Origin of the sequence: Caballeronia novacaledonica (assembly GCF_900258035.1) — a bacterium.
Lineage (GTDB): Bacteria > Pseudomonadota > Gammaproteobacteria > Burkholderiales > Burkholderiaceae > Caballeronia > Caballeronia novacaledonica.
In genome coordinates this window covers 434,812-451,241 of the sequence record NZ_OGTP01000002.1, presented here as the reverse complement: position 1 = coordinate 451,241, position 16,430 = coordinate 434,812, and the positions used below count along the sequence as shown (strand labels likewise).

Below are 16,430 nucleotides of genomic sequence, written 5' to 3'. Positions count from 1 at the left end.
CTTTGCATGCAATCGACATTTTGGCCTTATGTACACAAAACGCAGGAGACTTACACGATGATCGGAAAACTCAGACTCTCCGTCGCGATGGGCGACTACGACAGAACGCGCCCGCTGCTCGACGGTCAGGTGCAGATCGACGGCGCCGAGCCTACGTTCATGACGTTGTCGCCCGAAGAGATGTTCTTTCGCGCATTCCGTCATGAGGAATTCGATATCAGCGAACTGTCGTTCTCCAGTTATGCGGTGAAGACCGCGGACGGTTCGTGTCCCTATGTCGCCATCCCGGTGTTTCTTTCGCGTGCGTTTCGCCACACGTCCATCTACGTGCGCAGGGATCGCATCGAGCGGCCCGAAGATCTGAAGGGCAAGCGCATCGGCCTGCCTGAATATCAACTGACGGCCAACGTGTGGGCGCGTGCCGTGCTCGAAGACGACTTTGGCGTGAAGCCAAGCGATGTGAAGTGGATTCGCGGCGGCATCGACGAGCCGGGCCGGCCTGAGAAGATCAAGCTCGATCTGCCATCCGATATCCGTCTCGAAGCTGCGCCCGAGAACGACACGATTTCAGCGATGCTCGATCGCGGCGATATCGACGGCTTCATGGCGCCTCGACCGCCCGGCTGCGCCGCGACGAACTCGGATGTCGGCTGGCTGTTTCGCGATCCGACCGCTGCGGCGAAGGACTATTTTCGTCGCACGCGCGTGTTCCCGATCATGCACGTAGTCGGCATTCGCAAGACGCTAGTCGAACAGCAACCGTGGCTGCCTGCAGCCGTGCTCAAGGCATTCACCGAAGCGAAGCGCATGGCGCTCGCGCGACTGTCCGATACATCGGCGACGAAGGTCACATTACCTTTCGTCGAAGAGCAATTGAAAGCCGCGCGCGAATTGATGGGCGACGATCACTGGTCCTACGGCATCGAGGCGAATCGCGCTACACTCGAAACGTTCCTGCGCCATCATCATTCGCAAGGGCTGTCGAAACGCCGTTTAAGTGTCGAAGATGTCTTCCACCCGGCTACGTTCGAAACGGCCAGGATATAAGCGCCACTTCCCGACGACACGCATCACGATGACTGCCCATACGATCCGCGCCGGTACTTCATTGAGCGAAGTGAACACGTCCGGCGTGCCGCCCGTGCCCACTTCGTTCGCGCTTTTCAAGGCTTTCTTTTTCATCGGCCTCACGGGCTTTGGCGGCGTGTTGCCGTGGGCGCGCCGCATGCTGGTGGAGCGTCTGGGCTGGCTCACGAATCGCGAGTTCGCGGAGTTATTGCCGCTCGCGCAATTGCTGCCGGGGCCGAACGTCGCGAACATCGCGACCGTGCTCGGACGGCAGTATCGCGGCGCGAAGGGCGCGGCGATCGCGGTGTTCGGGCTCTATCTCGCGCCGACCATCATCACGATCGGCGTGGGCTATGCCTATGCGCGATGGGGACATGCGGCAATCACCGCGCATCTCTTCGCGGGGCTCATGCCCGCAGCGACGGGACTCGTCATCGCGACCGTGCTCAAGCTCGTGACGAGCTTGCCGCGCAGCATGGCGAGCATCGTGCTCGTGGCGGCGACATTCATCAGCGTTGCGCTCATGAAGATCCCGCTTCTTATCGTGCTAGCCGTGCTCGGTCCGCTCGGCACGATCGCGATGCTGCGCCGCGCGCGTGGAGAATGACACGATGTGGCGCACACTCGCCGATCTTTTCGTGCATGGCTCGATCTGGTCGTTGCTCGCCGTGGGCGGCATGAATGCGACGCTCGCCGATATCCAGCGCTATGCAGTCGATACGCGGCATTGGGTCACGGGCGAGCAGTTCGTCACGTTCTTCTCGATCACGCAGGCCGCGCCGGGTCCGAATGGCATGGCGGTCGCGTTGATCGGCTTTCAGGCGGCGGGGCTTGCCGGCGCGCTCGTTTCGACGGTCGCGAAGATCTTGCCTTCTTCGTTGATGGCTTACTTCGTGAGCGCATGGGTCGAGCGCCGGCAAGACTCGCGCATCGTGACCGCAATTCGCAAAGGCCTCGCACCCGTGACCGTGGGCCTGCTCGTATCAGCCGCTTATGTGTTTGCGCGTGAAACGGATGTGAACGTGTCACGCGCGCTTTGCACGGTCGTATGCGCGGCGGTCGCTTATCGAAGCAAGCTCAATCCGATCTATCTCGTCGCGGCCAGCGCGCTCCTTGGACTGGCGGGCGTATTCGGTTGATTGCCTATCCGGCGAGCGTTGCATCGACATCGACGACGATCTTGCCGCGCGCCGTGCCATCCAAGAGCGCTTCATAAGCACGCTCCGCACTATTCAGATCGAAGCGTCTTGCATCGACGCGGGGCGATAGCTTGCCCGCTTCGGCGAGCTGCTTCGCCTCGTACGACATCTCTCCATGATGCGCGCGATGCTCTCCTGTCAATAGCGGATGCAGCGTGAACACGCCCGAATAACTCGCCTCACGAAACGACAGCGGCGCGAGTGCATGCGTGCCCCATCCCAACGCGCTGACGACATGGCCGAAATGCTTCACCGCTGCAAACGATGCATCGAGTGATGCTCCGCCGACCGTATCGACGACAAGATCGAAGCCTGCGCCATTCGTATGCGTAGCGACGTATTGCTCGACGCTCGTCTTGCGGTAATCGATCGGCGTCGCATCGAGGCTATGAATGAAGGCGTGATCGCGCTCGCTTGCGGTTGCAAATACTTGCCCGCCGAGTGCGCGCGCAAGTTGCACGGACACGTGCCCCACGCCACCGGCGCCGCCTTGCACGAGCACGGTCTGTCCAGCCTGCAAATGCGCGCGATCGACGATACCCGCATAAGACGTGATGAAAGCGAGCGGCAGCGCCGCCGCTTGACGCATGGAAAGATTCGCGGGCTTATGCGCGAGAAGCGCGGCGTCGACGCAAGCGTATTGCGCGAGCGAGCCCTGAATGCCGCCGACACCGCCGGTCATGCCATAGACCGCATCGCCCGGCTTGAATGCATCGACGCCCGCACCGACTGCTGCGACGACACCGGCCATATCGATGCCGAGCACGAGCGGAAGCGGATGTTTCGCATGCGCCGCGGCGCCCGCGCGAATCTTCGTATCGAGTGGATTGAGCCCGCTCGCGGCAATGCGCACGAGTACTTGCCCCGGTCCCGGCTCGGGACGATCGATCTCGACAAGTTCGAGCGGGCCGTTGTGACGATCGAGAACGAGTGCTTGCATGGTGGACATTGTCGGTTTCCGTAAAGTTTGAAGGTTGATTGCAATGCGCTCATACTCCGCCATGCATACGCGCATGTAAATCGACATAACTGCACGGCGATCAAACGAAAATGAATGGACCGAATCTCGAGTGGAGTGACGTGCGCATCTTTCTCGCGATCGCGCGAAGCGGCACGCTGGGCGCTGCCGCAAGAATGATCGGTCAAACGCAGCCGACGATGGGACGGCGACTGCGCGCGCTTGAAGAATCGCTCGGTCACGTGCTTTTCCAGCGTACGAGCGACGGTTTCGTATTGACCGACGAGGGCGCAGTGGTGCTGTCGTTCGCCGAACGCATGGAAGAAGAGGCGCTTGGCTTCACGCGCGCGCTCGCGGGTCAGGATGCGAAGCTCACGGGTTTGCTGCGGGTGTCGTCGTCGGACTGGTTCGGCGTGCACGTACTCACGCCGATATTCGCGCGCTTTCTCGCGAAACATCCCGAGGTATCGATCGAACTTATCACCGATGCCCGGCGTTATAGCCTTGCGCGACGCGAGGCCGATCTCGTGTTTCGCATCACGCCATTCGACGAACCGGATGTCATACAACGCAGGCTCATGCATATCGATTACGCGCTGTATGGTCGCGTTGATCTGGAATCGCCGAAAGTCGGCGATGGAAAAGGGCAGACGCTGATCAGCATGGATAGCGCATTCGGTCAATTGCCGGACGTGTTATGGCTGAAGCGCTTGTTGCCAAACGGGAAGATCGTGTTCGGCAGCAATAACCGCGACGCGCAAGCGCATATGTGCGCTCAAGGCACGGGCTTCGCGGTTTTGCCATGCCCTTTAGGCGATGCCGATGCGCGCCTCATGCGCTTCGATCTCGGGGAAGCGCCGCCCGGCAGGGACGTGTGGCTGGGTTATCACCGTGATCTCAAGCGCGTCGCGCGACTGCGTCACTTGCTCAACGAAACGATGGCAGTACTCGGGGGAAAGCCAATTGATTAGCGATGCAACTAACTGTCTTGTTTTTTTCGAACCTGCGAATTGTTGGCCCGTCGGACTGATATCGGACAATCAGGCAATCAGGAAATTCGAAACGATGCGCACCAATGAGAAGCACAAGCGCAAAATCAAGCATAAACGCGCCACCATCCAAGCCTGATTTTTTGAGCGGCGCTACAATCCCGTTGCCTGAAATCCGACTGCCGCCCCACGCAGTCGGCCATATGCGATATCCGCCGACACCTTATAAGCCGGAGCCGCTCATGACCAAGCTTTCCATCAACGGCCAGGATCATACGATCGATGCGCCACCCGACATGCCGCTTTTATGGGTATTGCGCGACATCGTGGGACTGACAGGAACCAAATTCGGTTGCGGTATCGCGCAATGCGGGGCGTGCACCGTTCATCTCGACGGCGTCGCTGTCCGTTCATGCGTGTTGCCGATCGCGGCCGTCGGCGATCGCAAGGTGACGACGATCGAAGCTATCGGCGCAACGCCTGCCGGCAGGAAAGTGCAAGAAGCATGGCGTCGGCTCGATGTCGTGCAATGCGGTTATTGTCAGTCCGGACAAATCATGTCCGCGACTGCATTGCTCACGACAGTTCCCGATCCCAACGATTCCGATATCGACGCCGCAATGGCGGGGAATATCTGCCGCTGCGGCACCTATCATCGCATCCGCGCTGCCATCAAGCAGGCCGCGAAGGAGGCATGACATGTCGCAGGGATTGATCGAAGCGGGACGTCATATAGGTCGCGCGGGGTTATCGCGTCGTGGGTTTCTGAAGTTCGGCTTGACGGCAGGTGTTGCCGCAAGCGGCGGATTGCTGATCGGATTCAGCTTGCCGGCCGCGAGCCAGGATCAGCGCACCGGAAAGTCGGTGATTGGCGGCGATGGCGTCGAGTCTCCGCAAGACGGCGTATTCGCGCCGAATGCCTTTGTGCAGATCGACAAGAGCGGCAAGATCGTGCTCATCATGCCGAAGGTCGAAATGGGTCAGGGCGTCTATACGGCGCTTCCCATGTTGATCGCCGAGGAACTCGACGTGCCGCTCGACAGCGTCACGATCGATCATGCGCCCCCCAACGAAAAGCTCTTCACGGACCCGCTATTGGGCGGCCAGTTGACGGGCGGCTCGACTTCAGTGCGCTATGCATGGGAGCCGTTACGTAAAGCGGGAGCGGCCGCGCGCATGATGCTTGTCGCGGCGGCGGCGCAGCAATGGCAGTGCGATCCTTCGTCTTGTACGGCGCAGGGCGGCAAGGTGATGCATGCATCGGGCGATCGCAGCGCAAGCTATGCCGATCTCGCCGAAGCGGCTGCGAAATTGCCCGTGCCGCAAGACATCAAACTAAAAGATCCGAATAACTTCAAGATAATCGGCACGCCGGTCAAACGTCTCGATTCGCCGGAGAAAGTCGACGGCACCGCGATGTTCGGCCTCGATGTTCGCTTGCCCGACATGGTGTACGCGGCGATCGTAAATTGCCCTGTATTCGGCGGCACGCTCGCATCCGTCGACGATAGCAACGCGAAGAAAATTCCCGGCGTGCGGCAGGTCGTGAAGTTCGACAATGGCGTCGCGGTGATTGGCGATCATACATGGGCCGCCAAGCGTGGCGCTGCCGCATTGCAGATTCAATGGAATGAAGGCCCGAGCGCGGGCGTTTCGACAAAGCAGATCGTCGATGACATGGCGAATGCATCGCAAGGCGCGGGCGCAATTGCGCGCAAGGACGGCGACGTGAACGACGCGTTTTCCAAGGCGAAAACGCGTGTCGATGCAGTCTATGTTCAGCCTTTTCTCGCGCATGCGACGATGGAGCCGATCAATTGCACCGTACATGTGCGTCCCGATGGCTGCGATATCTGGCTCGGCACGCAAGTGCCCACGCGTGTTCGCGATGCAGGAATGAAAGCGACCGGCTTGCCTGCCGATAAGATCTTCGTGCATAACCATCTGCTTGGCGGCGGCTTCGGCCGGCGGCTCGAATTCGACATGGCCACGCAAGCGCTCAAGATCGGCAAGGCGCTCGGCGTACCCGTCAAAGTGACATGGTCACGTGAGGAAGACATTCAGCACGACATGTATCGACCGTGCTATTACGACAAGTTGTCCGCCGGGCTCGATGCGAACGGAAAGCCGGTTGCATGGACGCACCGCATCGTCGGGTCGTCGGTGCTCGCGCGCTTTGCGCCGCCCGCGGTCAAGAACGGTGTCGATCCCGACGCGGTCGAAGTGGCATCCGATCTTCCCTATGATCTGCCCAACCAGCTCGTCGATTATGTGCGGCTCGAACCGCATGACGTGCCCACCGCGTTCTGGCGCGGCGTGGGACCGACGCGCGGCACCTTTGTCGTCGAAAGCTTCATCGACGAGCTCGCGGTTCAGGCGAAAGCCGATCCTGTCGAGTACAGGCGCGCTCTACTCGGCAAGTCGCCGCGCGCGCGTAACGTGCTCGACGTCGCGACGCAGGCGGCAGGCTGGGGAAAGCAATCGGTGCCGCAAGGACAGGGACGCGGTGTCTCGGTCATGCATGCGTTCGGCAGCTTCTTCTCGATCGTCGCGGATGTCGCGGTCGACAAGGATGGCGCGGTGACGGTGAACCGTATCGTGTGTGCGGTCGATTGCGGCATGGTCGTGAATCCGAATACAGTCGAGGCGCAAGTGCAGGGCGGCATCATATTCGGCATCACGGCCGCGCTTTATAGCGAGATCACGATCAAGGACGGGCGCGTCGAACAAAGCAATTTCACCGACTATCGAATCTTGCGCATTCACGAAACGCCGCCGGTCGAAGTGCATATCGTAAAGAGCACGGAAGCGCCTGGCGGAATCGGCGAACCGGGCACGGCGGCGCTTGCGCCGGCTATCACCAATGCGATTCATGCCGCGACCGGCAAGCGGATAAGACAGTTACCCGTAGGCAATCAACTGCGTAGCGCTTGAGGAGGCCGTGATGAACAATGCATTCAAGCCTCTCTTTGCGGTGCTGTTCGCTTTCATGTCCACGGCTCATGCAGCCGATGATGCCCTCGTCGCGCGCGGCGCGTATCTTGCCAAGGCGGGCGATTGCGTCGCGTGTCATTCGGCACCGCGCGGCAAGCCACTTGCGGGCGGCTTGCCGATGATGACGCCGATGGGCGCGATCTACACGACCAATATCACGCCTGATCCGGACACGGGCATTGGCCGCTATACGGAAGAAGATTTCGCGCGCGCATTGCGCGAAGGCGTGGCGAAAGACGGCCACAATCTTTATCCGGCAATGCCTTATCCATCTTATGCAAAGATCAACGACGAGGACATGCATGCGCTATACGCGTATTTCATGCACGGCGTTACGCCTGTCAGGCAGGTCAATCGGGAGCCGGGTTTCAAATGGCCGCTGACTATGCGCTGGCCGTTGAAGCTATGGAATGCGGTGTTTCTCGACAAAGGGATTTATCGCAGCAAGGCCGGCCAGGATGTCGCCTGGAATCGCGGCGCCTATCTGATTCAGGGTCTCGGGCATTGCGGATCGTGTCATACGCCGCGCGGCATCGCGTTTCAGGAAAAAGGACTGGATGAAAGCAGCAGCGCATATCTGACGGGCGGCGTGCTCGACAACTGGTTCGCCTCCAATCTGACTGGCGAACACAACACGGGACTCGGACGCTGGTCCGAACAGGACGTCGCGACTTTTCTAAAGACGGGCGCGAATGCCCATGCATCGGCATTCGGATCGATGACGAGCGTGATCAATAACAGCACACAGGAGTTGAGCGACGCCGATATCGGCGCGATGGCGCGCTATCTGAAGTCATTGCCTGCGTCGGGCGGCAATGGCGGCGCGCCCTATTCATATGATCCGAAAGCGACCAGAGTGTCATTGACACGCCCGGCCGCGTCGGACTCGGGCGCGCGCGTCTATACCGCTTATTGCATGCACTGCCACGGCGTGGATGGTCACGGTTTTGCGCCGATGCTCGCACCGCTTGCGGGTAACCCGAACGTGCTGGAAAAGGATCCGTCGTCTCTCATCAACGTGACGCTGAACGGCACCGAGGATATCGTGCTACACGGCGTACCCGCACCTTATCCGATGCCTCGTTATGCGCCCGTGCTGAACGATCAGCAAATCGCCGATGTGCTGACGTTCGTTCGCGGCGCTTGGAACAACAATACGCCGGCGGTACGGCCCGAAGATGTGGCGAAGATGCGCAAGGCAACACAAGCCGCGCGCTAAGAAGAAAAATCGATGACATCCAGATGAACCGAACTGGATGGATGCGCGAGAAACTTCCGATGCACGCGAGCGCTGATCCGTTCATAGCCGTCGCTCAGCGCTTTGAGCAGGCGCTCGTCGCTCGCACCGGCCGGCGCCCAGAAGCACTGCTCCAGCGCCTTGCGCGTGATGTTGCATTGAATTGCCTGCTCGCGAGAAAACGCGACAAAGCTGACGGACGCGCGGTCCGCCGAGATGGTGGCATGGATCGAGAGCTTGCTTGTCATCTTTCGACAGGAGAAATGCGATTCGCTGGTTTTTATTGTGTCAGAAATCCGTGAGTTCGCGCATCCTTCAATCGGGGGGAAACGTGCGCAAACGGCCAGAAGCAAGCGTCGGCGAGGATGCGGCGCAGAAATTTGGCATTATCATCAGAAGATTAAATAGAACGTTTGTTCGTGCCAAAGCGCCTTGAATGCCACGCGAGCAGTTCGGGTTGCACCTCCCCGGCGCTACACTGCGCGCGACTCGAAAATGTCAAATCTGGCGCGCATCTTGAACTATGTCCAAGAAAAATGAAAAGAAAAGCATGCTCAGGTGTACTACTCTAGGAACGATCATCCGAAGCGGCGCGACAGACTGGCTCAGGGAGCGGGTCGCGCGGCGCATTTCCCGGAACTCCACCGGCAACGTCCCCGACTTCTTTCTCGGCGGGCGTTGTCGCCAGCAGGAGCGGAACATGAAGCATCCATCATTGATGGATCCCTGGAGCCGTACCCTGGCATTGCTCGACAACCGTCCGAGCCGCCCGTCGGAAGCAAAGGAAAATCTGGCGTTGATGACACGATCCCTCGTGCGCAGTGCGCCGGGCAAGAGTGCGTGTATGGGAGTCAATGAAGAGCATTGCGTCAATATTCGCGTGCTGGAGCGCCTGAGCGAATCGACGCTGGCGCTCTCATGGCACGATCCCACATCGTTCAACTATTCGGAGCAAGTCTGGGCGCTTTGCACCGCCCGCAAGCGCGGCACATGCGCATTGAGCGGGCAGGCGATCAGGCGAGGACAACCGGTCTACAGGCCGAGGCGTGTCGGCAGCTCGGTACCGCTCAATAGCGGCGCGATGATTCTGGCGCTTGCATTGACACCGGCGGAACAAGAGTCGAGCGTCGTTTCCGAGTGATCGAATCATCTGCACATGACGCAAGCACACCGCGCTATACAGCCTGCGCGATTTCACTAATCGTCTTATGAGCGTGCGATAGAGAAATCGACCAGCTTGCATAGCTTGCAAGCATGCATATGAACGCGCATACGTATGTGCCGTGCAAATAGATGTACTCGAAAGCGATCTTTTCGCAAGCGTGCTGACATCCCACTAACAATATAAGATTTGCTTGTGGCGGAAAACGGGCGTCGAACTACTCTTTGGACGAACGCCTCGTGACCCACGACAGGACGATCCGGGAGGGGACATGGCTACATTGGCGCAACTGGAAGATCAGATTCGGAAATTGCAGCGCCGCGCGGATGTATTGCGAGGAAAAGAGTCGGTCGAGGTGATCGCCAAAATACGCGCAATGATGGATGAATATGGTTTGACCACGGCGGATCTCGCCAAAGCAGGCGCAGGGGCGGGTTCAAAGAATGGCGCAGTGAGGCCCAAGCTTCCACCGAAGTACCGTGATCCGCTGTCGGGCGCGACCTGGAGCGGTCATGCGCGCCCGCCGGCATGGATCAAGGATGCGCCAGACCGCAGCGTGTATCTGATCGATGCCGTATCCCGCAAGAACGGCGCAACGAAGAGAGCTTCGCGCAAGAGTGGGCGTAGCACTGCCTAAAGGTTATGTGCGTCAAGCTGCTTGCATTAGCCAAGCAAGGGACTACGCGCGTGGGACAATCCACTTGCCCGATCGTAGGCAAGTCCAAGCTGCAACACGCCCAAATCGCGCTGTGTCGGGCCGATGATCTGCAGTCCTGCGGGCAAACCGCCGGGGCCAAATCCGGCCGGTGCGCTCAACGCGGGCAGCGAAGCCATTGTTGCTGGAACGACGGCTTCCATCCAGCGATGGTAAGTATCCATCTCCCGGCCAGCGATAGCTTTTGGCCAGTCGAGTTCCGCATCGAAAGGAAAGACCTGCGCCGATGGCATCAACAGATAGTCGAAGCGATCGAACAACGCGTTGATCGCCTGATACCACGCCGCGCGGTCGCGAACCGCACGCGAAACATCTTCTCCCGATAACTTCAGACCTCGTTCTATTTCCCATACCGCTTCAGGTTTGAGCAGCTTGCGCTTGACGCTATCACGATATAGCGGCGCGTTGGTACCCGAGAACGTGAGACTGCGCAGATCAATCCATGCGTTCCATAGACGATCGAGATCGAAGTCGATACTGGCCGCCTCGATTGTGCAACCCGCCGTTTCGAAGTGACGCAATGCCGCTGCATATGTGTCCATCAGACCTGTTTCCATCGGAAGATGTCCATTCAGATCGCCCAGCCAGCCGATGCGTGTGCCGCGCATGTCGCGTTCGAGCGCATTGGCGAAATCGGCGGGCTTGTCGCTTCTGCGGGACAGAGGAGCGCGCGCATCGAAGCCCGACTGAACCGACAATAGCAAACCGAGATCAGGAATGTTTCGCGCGATCGGACCCGCTACGCTGAACTGCTGAAAGAACACATCGTCACTGGGCGCATAGGGTACGCATCCCGGCGTCGTGCGAAAGCCGAAGACGTTATTGAATGCGGCGGGCGTACGCAAGGATCCCATCATGTCGGACCCATCCGCGAACGGCAGCATACGCAGCGCGACCGAGACAGCCGCGCCGCCGCTGCTGCCGCCGGCGGAACGCGATGGCTCGAACGCGTTGCGCGTGGTGCCGTACACAGGGTTATAAGTGTGTCCACCCAGGCCGAATTCCGGCGAATTAGTGCGGCCGATGAATATAGCGCCCGCTTTGCGCATGCGTTCGAATACGATTGCATCGACGCGAGTGATTTCGCCTGCAAATATCGGCGAGCCTTTTGTCGTGACCATGCCGGCAACGGGCAAGATATCTTTGGGCGCCTGCGGAAAGCCGTGCAAAGGTCCGAGGCTCTCGCCTTTGCATAACTGCGCATCGCGTTCGGTGGCGAGTGCGTGCAGCGCATCGCGATTTTCCATCGCTACGATTGCATTGACCGCCGGATTGAGGCGATCGATTTGCGCAAGATATGCGTTCATAACTTCAACGCAGGAGACGTCGCGCGTGTGAATCGCTCGGGAGAGAGCGATGGCGTCGAGCGAAACGATATCGTCGGGTGCGGGCATGGTATTGTCGCAAACAAAAAACGGATTCAACGATGAAACGCGGGAAGCACATGCGCGGCGACTTCTTCAATGATATCGCGCGCGGGCCTTCGTTCCGACGTGATGTTGAGCGTCACGTGATGTGTACCGCTCTCGCGCATATCATGCAAGAGCGCCACGAGCGCGCGATGCCCCGTGCGGTAGCCGAGCGGGACATCGGTTGCGGGCTCGTCGGCATTGTCGCTGAGATCGAGCCGCATCGCGACCCCGAACGCACGAAAGGCCCCGGCAGCCGCGCGATCGACCGCCGCGCGCCACATGCTATATCGACCGCGCTGCGCTTGCGGTTCGCGATGGTAAGTCATCCAGCCAAGCGAATGACGCGCGATCCAGTCGACGCTCTGTCCGCCGGAACCCACGGCGAGCATCGGAATGGAAGCGTTCTGACGAGGTAAGAGATAGAACTCCGGAGCGCCTTCGGGTGCCCGGTCGGGAATCACGCGAGACGGCACGTTGACGGCTTCTGCGAGCGTGGCCCAATGCTGTCGGTACAAATCTCGCCGCCCATCAGGATCGCGGCCGAAAGCTGCATATTCCGGTGGCCGATCTCCCGAACCGACGCCGAGAATGAAGCGTCCTCGCGAGAGCGCATCGACGGAGATCGCACCCTTCGCGACATGAAGCGGATGTCTGAGCGTCAGCACGATCGCACCGCTGATCAACGCAATGTTTTGGGTATTCGATGCAAGCGCGCCGAGCAGAACCCATGGGTCGAGATGTCCGACCGGGTCAGGATAGTCGATGCTATTGAGCGGCACGTCGCGAACCCAGACGGCGCGAAAGCCGAGTTGATCGGCGAGTCGCGCGAGTGCTATCTGCTCGGTAAAGTCGACAGCGCTTTGATTTTCGCGCGTGATCGGCAATGTAATGCCGATGGACAGCTTGTCGTGCGCAAACACTGCTTTCGCGATGGAAGACAATGCCGGAGTGTTTTCACTTGCGGTCATAACACGCATTGCGTCAAGGAAAGGTCTTGACGCCGATGGTATCACTGCCTTTGCAAACAATGCCCGGCGTAAGCGAAACGCCGGGCATTGTCGAGCTTTCGCCTTCAGGCAGCGGCCACCACGCTGCGTCTCGTGACGAGCGAAACGACATATGTCACGACGATATTCACCACGAGTGCAATCAGGCCGATATAGATCGGCCAGGACGCGTCACCGAGATGCACGACATACACCGGCTTCAGTCCTTGCGAGATCGCGAGGCCCGTGCCCAATACGATGCCGAACAGCCAGCCGAGAAAAAGGCCGGGCGTCGTGAGCCGGCGCGTGAAAAGCGTGAACACAATGGCCGGAAATATCTGCAGGATCCAAACGCCGCCGAGCAACTGGAGGTCGATTGCATACTGCGTCGGCAGGAACACGATGAACAGCAACGCACCGAACTTTACGACCAGCGACACGAGTTTTGCAGTCGATGCTTCGGCCGAAGACGACATGTCCGGCGAAACGAGCGGACGCCACAAGTTGCGCGTGAAGAGATTCGCCGCGCCGATCGACATGATCGCGGCCGGCACGAGCGCACTGATCGCAATCGCCGCGGCCGCAAAGCCCACGAACCACGACGGAAACAGTGTGCCGAACAAGGCCGGTACGACATCCGATGCCGATTTCACATGCACGCCCGCCGCGATCGCCATATAGCCGAGCAGCGCAATGAGACCGAGCAGTAGCGTATAGGCGGGCAGAAAGATGGCGTTCTTGCGTACCGTCGTCGCGGACGACGACGACAGTACTGCGGTCATCGTATGCGGATACATGAACGCGGCAAGCGCCGAGCCTAACGCAAGCGATGCATATGCCGTGAATTGACCCGGCTTGAGAATGATGCCCGTCGGACCGCCCTTCGCCTTGAAGTATTGATCGGCCGAATCGAACACGTGCGCATAACCGCCGAGTTTCGCAGGAATGAGCCATATTGCCGCGATCACGACGATATAGATCATGATGTCCTTCACGAAGGCAATCATTGCAGGCGCGCGCAGGCCGCTCGTGTAGGTATAGAGCGCGAGTATCACGAACGCGACGATGAGCGGCAGTTCGCCCGCCACGCCGAGGCCTTTGATGACCACTTGCATGCCGACCAGTTGCAGCGCGATATAGGGCATCGTCGCAACGATACCCGTGATCGCCACCGCCGCCGGGAACCACTTCCCGCCGTATTCACCCTGCACGTAGTCGGCGCCGGTTATGTGATTCTTTGCATGCGCGATCTTCCATAACTTTGGCATCACCGCGAATACGAACGGATAGACGATGATCGTGTAAGGCAATGCGAAGAAGCCATACGCGCCAACCGAATAGACGAGAGCCGGAACGGCAATCACGGTATAGGCGGTATAGAAATCGCCGCCGACGAGAAACCATGAAATCAACACGCCGAACTGGCGGCCACCCAGCCCCCATTCGTGAAGCTGCGTGAGATCGCCACGTTTCCATCGCGCGGCAAAGAAACCGACTACGGTCACGAGCACAAAGAACGCGATGAAGATTGTCATCGCAACCGGATCGACCGGCGTGAGATCGTTCATTTCAGGCCCCTGTACACGACATAAAGCAGGAGCGACGTGAGCGGCACCCACAAGAACTGATACCAGTAGAAGAACGGGAATCCCGCGATCGAAGGACGTGTATCGTTATAAAACGGCAACCACAACAGGGCGACGTAGGGTATCAATAGCGCGACCCAGAGCCATGGGTTGCCGGGCGCATCGTTGTTGGATTCCAAAGCTTCTCTCCTCATGAATCAGCGCTGACAAGAACGTGTCGGCGCGCAGCCTCGACATGCATTTCGCTGATGCGAGCAAAAGCCGCGCCGCTAACGGCTGCGCATTATCCAACGTATTTGGTTTTGTTGCCCGAGAGGCAGGGCGACGCAAAAGTTATCTTGCTTTCACGAAAGCATTCGCGACACTTACGATTCGATGACCAATCGAGATTGCGCTCGCCTGCCAACGAGCATCGCGCGCTTGCCGCCGAAGCCGCGGACCTTGCGATAGTCGAATCCGTTATCGACGAGCACGCGTTTCACATGGCCCGCGCTGGTATAGGTTGCGAAAGTCGCATCGCCTTTTGCGATGCGTGCCAGCGACGCGAATATGCCGGCTGTCCACATGTCCGGGTTTCTGGCTGGCGCAAAGCCGTCGAGATAAATGGCGTCCGCTGCGAGTCCGTGATCGGCGAGGCGCGGCAAGAGATCGCCTGCGTCGCCGAAAGCGAGCGTCAACATGATTTCACCAGCGCCGAATGAAAGCCGATGCACGCCGGCAACGAGCGGTGGCCATGCGGAAATGAGCGCGGCGGCGAGTGGCGTAATAGCGGCGTCGTCGATGATCGCCGCATGCGCGGCGCGCAAATCGTGCGCACTAAATGGATGCTTCTCTATCGACATGAATTCCAACAGCGGCGGGCGTTGCGGATCGTCACGCCATGCCGCCCATGTCGCAAGGAAATTGACGCCCATGCCGAAGCCGGTTTCCAGCACGGTGAAGCGCGGCTTTTCGCGCCAACGCGCGGGCAAGCCGTTGCCATCGAGAAAGACGTGGCGCGCCTGCGCCAGTGCGCCCGCCGCGCTGTGATAGATGTCGTCGTGACGAGGTGAATACGGTGTTCCGTCGTCGCGAAACACGAGCGGCGCGCGAATCAGCGGCGCATCCATCGTTCAGGCATCGGACGATGGCGAATCCAGCGTGATACCCAATTCGCTCGCCATTTGCTGGACCATGGCGCGCAATTGCGCGACTTCATGCGTAAGGCGCTTTTGCTCGGACTTCAGTGCTTCGAATTCGGAAAGCGAGTAGGACTCTGCGCCTTGCGTCTCGCGCAGGGGCATGTCGCTGACACTCACTTCGCCGCATAGCAAATGCATCCAGCGGCTCTCGCGCTCTCCGGGCGTGCGTGACAGTTTGACGACGCGTGGCGGATCGTTTGCGGCGAGTTCGTCGAGAAAGCTTTCGACCGATGATATGTCCGCAAACGAATGCAGCCTCGCGCTATTTGCGCGCAATTCCGCTGCCGTCTGCGGCCCACGCAGAAACAAGGTTGCAAGAAGCGCAACCGACTGGCTCGGCACGCCCAGCACGCGGTTCACGTTATGTTCGAAGCGCGGCACCCGGCTGCTGCTACCTTCAAAGACGAGGCTCAAACGCTTCAGGCCATCGATGGTTGTCAGCACTTCGTCCTCGCTCACGTTCATGACGGGCGAGCGCGCGGTCTTCTGATTGCACCCCGAGGTTAGGGAATTCAACGAAAGAGGATAAGTGTCCGGCACGGTATGCTGTTTCTCGACAAGCACGCCAAGCACGCGCGCTTCGAGCGGCGTCAGTTCGCGCAGAGTGGGACGGGGTGCGGCTTCGGAAGACGTGTTCATAGGGGTGATTGACGTGCAATGAGACGCCTATGATACCGGCGCCACGCGAGGTTGCCGTATGTTGCGCACCGTCATGCAGCATGAAATTCAACCTTCGACTGTGCAACGCATGTTGTAAGTGCGCTGTTTTGGTGCAAATAATTAACAAATCGCGATTTAGACGTGCTCTATTTGAGGAGGTGAAGCGCTCATATCATTGGCATTGAAGTTGCTTTTTCTCATTTGGCACTGGGCTGCCCGCGCAATCGATGCAGGACAAAAAGAGCATCGCGCTACAAGGTCGCCTATCGGCGTATCCAGAACT

At 59.4% G+C, this 16,430-nt stretch carries 17 protein-coding genes; 9 read left to right on the top strand and 8 right to left on the bottom strand.

The features are described from left to right. Positions 1-60 precede the first annotated feature (60 nt). The 3 genes from NOV72_RS05850 to NOV72_RS05840 are packed head-to-tail and all read left to right on the top strand — an operon-like array spanning position 61 to position 2,207. Positions 61-1,047: an ABC transporter substrate-binding protein gene (locus tag NOV72_RS05850; protein ID WP_106853717.1), complete on the top strand. Its 987-nt coding sequence runs from the start codon at positions 61-63 to the stop codon at positions 1,045-1,047. A gap of 28 nt (positions 1,048-1,075) precedes the next feature. After that, the gene (locus NOV72_RS05845) at positions 1,076-1,675 is read left to right on the top strand and encodes a chromate transporter (protein ID WP_106853636.1); all 600 of its coding nucleotides are present in this window, start codon (positions 1,076-1,078) and stop codon (positions 1,673-1,675) included. 4 nt (positions 1,676-1,679) lie between these two features. Further along, positions 1,680-2,207: a chromate transporter gene (locus NOV72_RS05840; protein WP_106853635.1), complete on the top strand. Its 528-nt coding sequence runs from the start codon at positions 1,680-1,682 to the stop codon at positions 2,205-2,207. A gap of 4 nt (positions 2,208-2,211) precedes the next feature. Here the strand turns inward: NOV72_RS05840 and NOV72_RS05835 are convergent, their stop codons facing one another. Further along, entirely contained in the window at positions 2,212-3,216 is a 1,005-nt protein-coding gene (locus tag NOV72_RS05835) for a zinc-dependent alcohol dehydrogenase family protein (RefSeq protein ID WP_106853634.1), read from the bottom strand. 101 nt (positions 3,217-3,317) lie between these two features. Here NOV72_RS05835 and NOV72_RS05830 point away from each other — a divergent pair, with 101 nt between their 5' ends. The 4 genes from NOV72_RS05830 to NOV72_RS05815 all read left to right on the top strand — a co-directional run bounded on the left by NOV72_RS05830 (position 3,318) and on the right by NOV72_RS05815 (position 8,427). After that, positions 3,318-4,196 (top strand): LysR family transcriptional regulator, encoded by an 879-nt coding sequence (locus NOV72_RS05830; protein WP_106853633.1) that lies wholly within the window; start codon positions 3,318-3,320, stop codon positions 4,194-4,196. Positions 4,197-4,456: 260 nt separating this feature from the next. Beyond that, complete coding sequence (locus NOV72_RS05825; RefSeq protein ID WP_106853632.1) at positions 4,457-4,912, top strand: (2Fe-2S)-binding protein; 456 nt, start codon at positions 4,457-4,459, stop codon at positions 4,910-4,912. A gap of 1 nt (position 4,913) precedes the next feature. Beyond that, complete coding sequence (locus NOV72_RS05820) at positions 4,914-7,148, top strand: xanthine dehydrogenase family protein molybdopterin-binding subunit (protein WP_106853631.1); 2,235 nt, start codon at positions 4,914-4,916, stop codon at positions 7,146-7,148. Positions 7,149-7,158: 10 nt separating this feature from the next. Further along, positions 7,159-8,427 (top strand): cytochrome c, encoded by a 1,269-nt coding sequence (locus tag NOV72_RS05815; protein WP_106853630.1) that lies wholly within the window; start codon positions 7,159-7,161, stop codon positions 8,425-8,427. On the opposite strand, the gene NOV72_RS05810 is transcribed toward NOV72_RS05815, so the two are convergent. Continuing rightward, positions 8,424-8,798, bottom strand: coding sequence for a DUF1488 family protein (locus tag NOV72_RS05810; RefSeq protein ID WP_245932914.1), 375 nt, complete (start codon positions 8,796-8,798; stop codon positions 8,424-8,426). The genes NOV72_RS05815 and NOV72_RS05810 overlap by 4 nt on opposite strands. A gap of 170 nt (positions 8,799-8,968) precedes the next feature. On the opposite strand from NOV72_RS05810, the gene NOV72_RS05805 reads away from it, so the two are divergent. Together NOV72_RS05805 and NOV72_RS05800 are read left to right on the top strand one after the other, a co-directional pair. Next, a complete protein-coding gene (locus NOV72_RS05805; protein ID WP_245932913.1) occupies positions 8,969-9,586 on the top strand; it encodes a DUF3331 domain-containing protein in 618 nt (205 codons plus the stop codon). Positions 9,587-9,878: 292 nt separating this feature from the next. Beyond that, on the top strand, positions 9,879-10,244 hold the full coding sequence (locus NOV72_RS05800) for an H-NS histone family protein (protein WP_106853628.1): 366 nt from the start codon (positions 9,879-9,881) through the stop codon (positions 10,242-10,244). 26 nt (positions 10,245-10,270) lie between these two features. Here the strand turns inward: NOV72_RS05800 and NOV72_RS05795 are convergent, their stop codons facing one another. From NOV72_RS05795 to NOV72_RS05770, 6 genes are all read right to left on the bottom strand, one after another. Next, positions 10,271-11,716, bottom strand: a complete 1,446-nt coding sequence (locus NOV72_RS05795; RefSeq protein WP_106853627.1) for an amidase — start codon at positions 11,714-11,716, stop codon at positions 10,271-10,273. Positions 11,717-11,742: 26 nt separating this feature from the next. Beyond that, positions 11,743-12,702, bottom strand: a complete 960-nt coding sequence (locus NOV72_RS05790; RefSeq protein WP_106853626.1) for an LLM class oxidoreductase — start codon at positions 12,700-12,702, stop codon at positions 11,743-11,745. A 104-nt stretch (positions 12,703-12,806) separates the two neighbouring features. Continuing rightward, positions 12,807-14,288: a monocarboxylate uptake permease MctP gene (gene mctP, locus NOV72_RS05785; RefSeq protein ID WP_106853625.1), complete on the bottom strand. Its 1,482-nt coding sequence runs from the start codon at positions 14,286-14,288 to the stop codon at positions 12,807-12,809. Continuing rightward, positions 14,285-14,500 (bottom strand): DUF3311 domain-containing protein, encoded by a 216-nt coding sequence (locus tag NOV72_RS05780; RefSeq protein ID WP_106853624.1) that lies wholly within the window; start codon positions 14,498-14,500, stop codon positions 14,285-14,287. Before NOV72_RS05780 ends, mctP begins: the two co-directional genes overlap by 4 nt. Before the next feature lie 171 nt (positions 14,501-14,671). Beyond that, positions 14,672-15,415, bottom strand: a complete 744-nt coding sequence (gene mnmC2, locus NOV72_RS05775; RefSeq protein WP_106853623.1) for a tRNA (5-methylaminomethyl-2-thiouridine)(34)-methyltransferase MnmC2 — start codon at positions 15,413-15,415, stop codon at positions 14,672-14,674. A gap of 3 nt (positions 15,416-15,418) precedes the next feature. Beyond that, positions 15,419-16,126 carry a YceH family protein gene (locus tag NOV72_RS05770; protein WP_106853622.1) on the bottom strand — a complete coding sequence of 236 codons (708 nt, stop codon included), beginning with the start codon at positions 16,124-16,126 and terminating at the stop codon, positions 15,419-15,421. Positions 16,127-16,430: the final 304 nt, after the last annotated feature.

Coding starts and splice junctions, on each gene's coding strand:
- NOV72_RS05845 (WP_106853636.1), top strand. CDS start 1,076: ATGACTGCCCATACGATCCGCGCCGGTACTTCATTGAGCGAAGTGAAC.
- NOV72_RS05840 (WP_106853635.1), top strand. CDS start 1,680: ATGTGGCGCACACTCGCCGATCTTTTCGTGCATGGCTCGATCTGGTCG.
- NOV72_RS05835 (WP_106853634.1), bottom strand. CDS start 3,216: ATGTCCACCATGCAAGCACTCGTTCTCGATCGTCACAACGGCCCGCTC.
- NOV72_RS05830 (WP_106853633.1), top strand. CDS start 3,318: ATGAATGGACCGAATCTCGAGTGGAGTGACGTGCGCATCTTTCTCGCG.
- NOV72_RS05825 (WP_106853632.1), top strand. CDS start 4,457: ATGACCAAGCTTTCCATCAACGGCCAGGATCATACGATCGATGCGCCA.
- NOV72_RS05820 (WP_106853631.1), top strand. CDS start 4,914: ATGTCGCAGGGATTGATCGAAGCGGGACGTCATATAGGTCGCGCGGGG.
- NOV72_RS05815 (WP_106853630.1), top strand. CDS start 7,159: ATGAACAATGCATTCAAGCCTCTCTTTGCGGTGCTGTTCGCTTTCATG.
- NOV72_RS05805 (WP_245932913.1), top strand. CDS start 8,969: ATGTCCAAGAAAAATGAAAAGAAAAGCATGCTCAGGTGTACTACTCTA.
- NOV72_RS05800 (WP_106853628.1), top strand. CDS start 9,879: ATGGCTACATTGGCGCAACTGGAAGATCAGATTCGGAAATTGCAGCGC.
- NOV72_RS05795 (WP_106853627.1), bottom strand. CDS start 11,716: ATGCCCGCACCCGACGATATCGTTTCGCTCGACGCCATCGCTCTCTCC.
- NOV72_RS05790 (WP_106853626.1), bottom strand. CDS start 12,702: ATGACCGCAAGTGAAAACACTCCGGCATTGTCTTCCATCGCGAAAGCA.
- mctP (WP_106853625.1), bottom strand. CDS start 14,288: ATGAACGATCTCACGCCGGTCGATCCGGTTGCGATGACAATCTTCATC.
- NOV72_RS05780 (WP_106853624.1), bottom strand. CDS start 14,500: ATGAGGAGAGAAGCTTTGGAATCCAACAACGATGCGCCCGGCAACCCA.
- mnmC2 (WP_106853623.1), bottom strand. CDS start 15,415: ATGGATGCGCCGCTGATTCGCGCGCCGCTCGTGTTTCGCGACGACGGA.
- NOV72_RS05770 (WP_106853622.1), bottom strand. CDS start 16,126: ATGAACACGTCTTCCGAAGCCGCACCCCGTCCCACTCTGCGCGAACTG.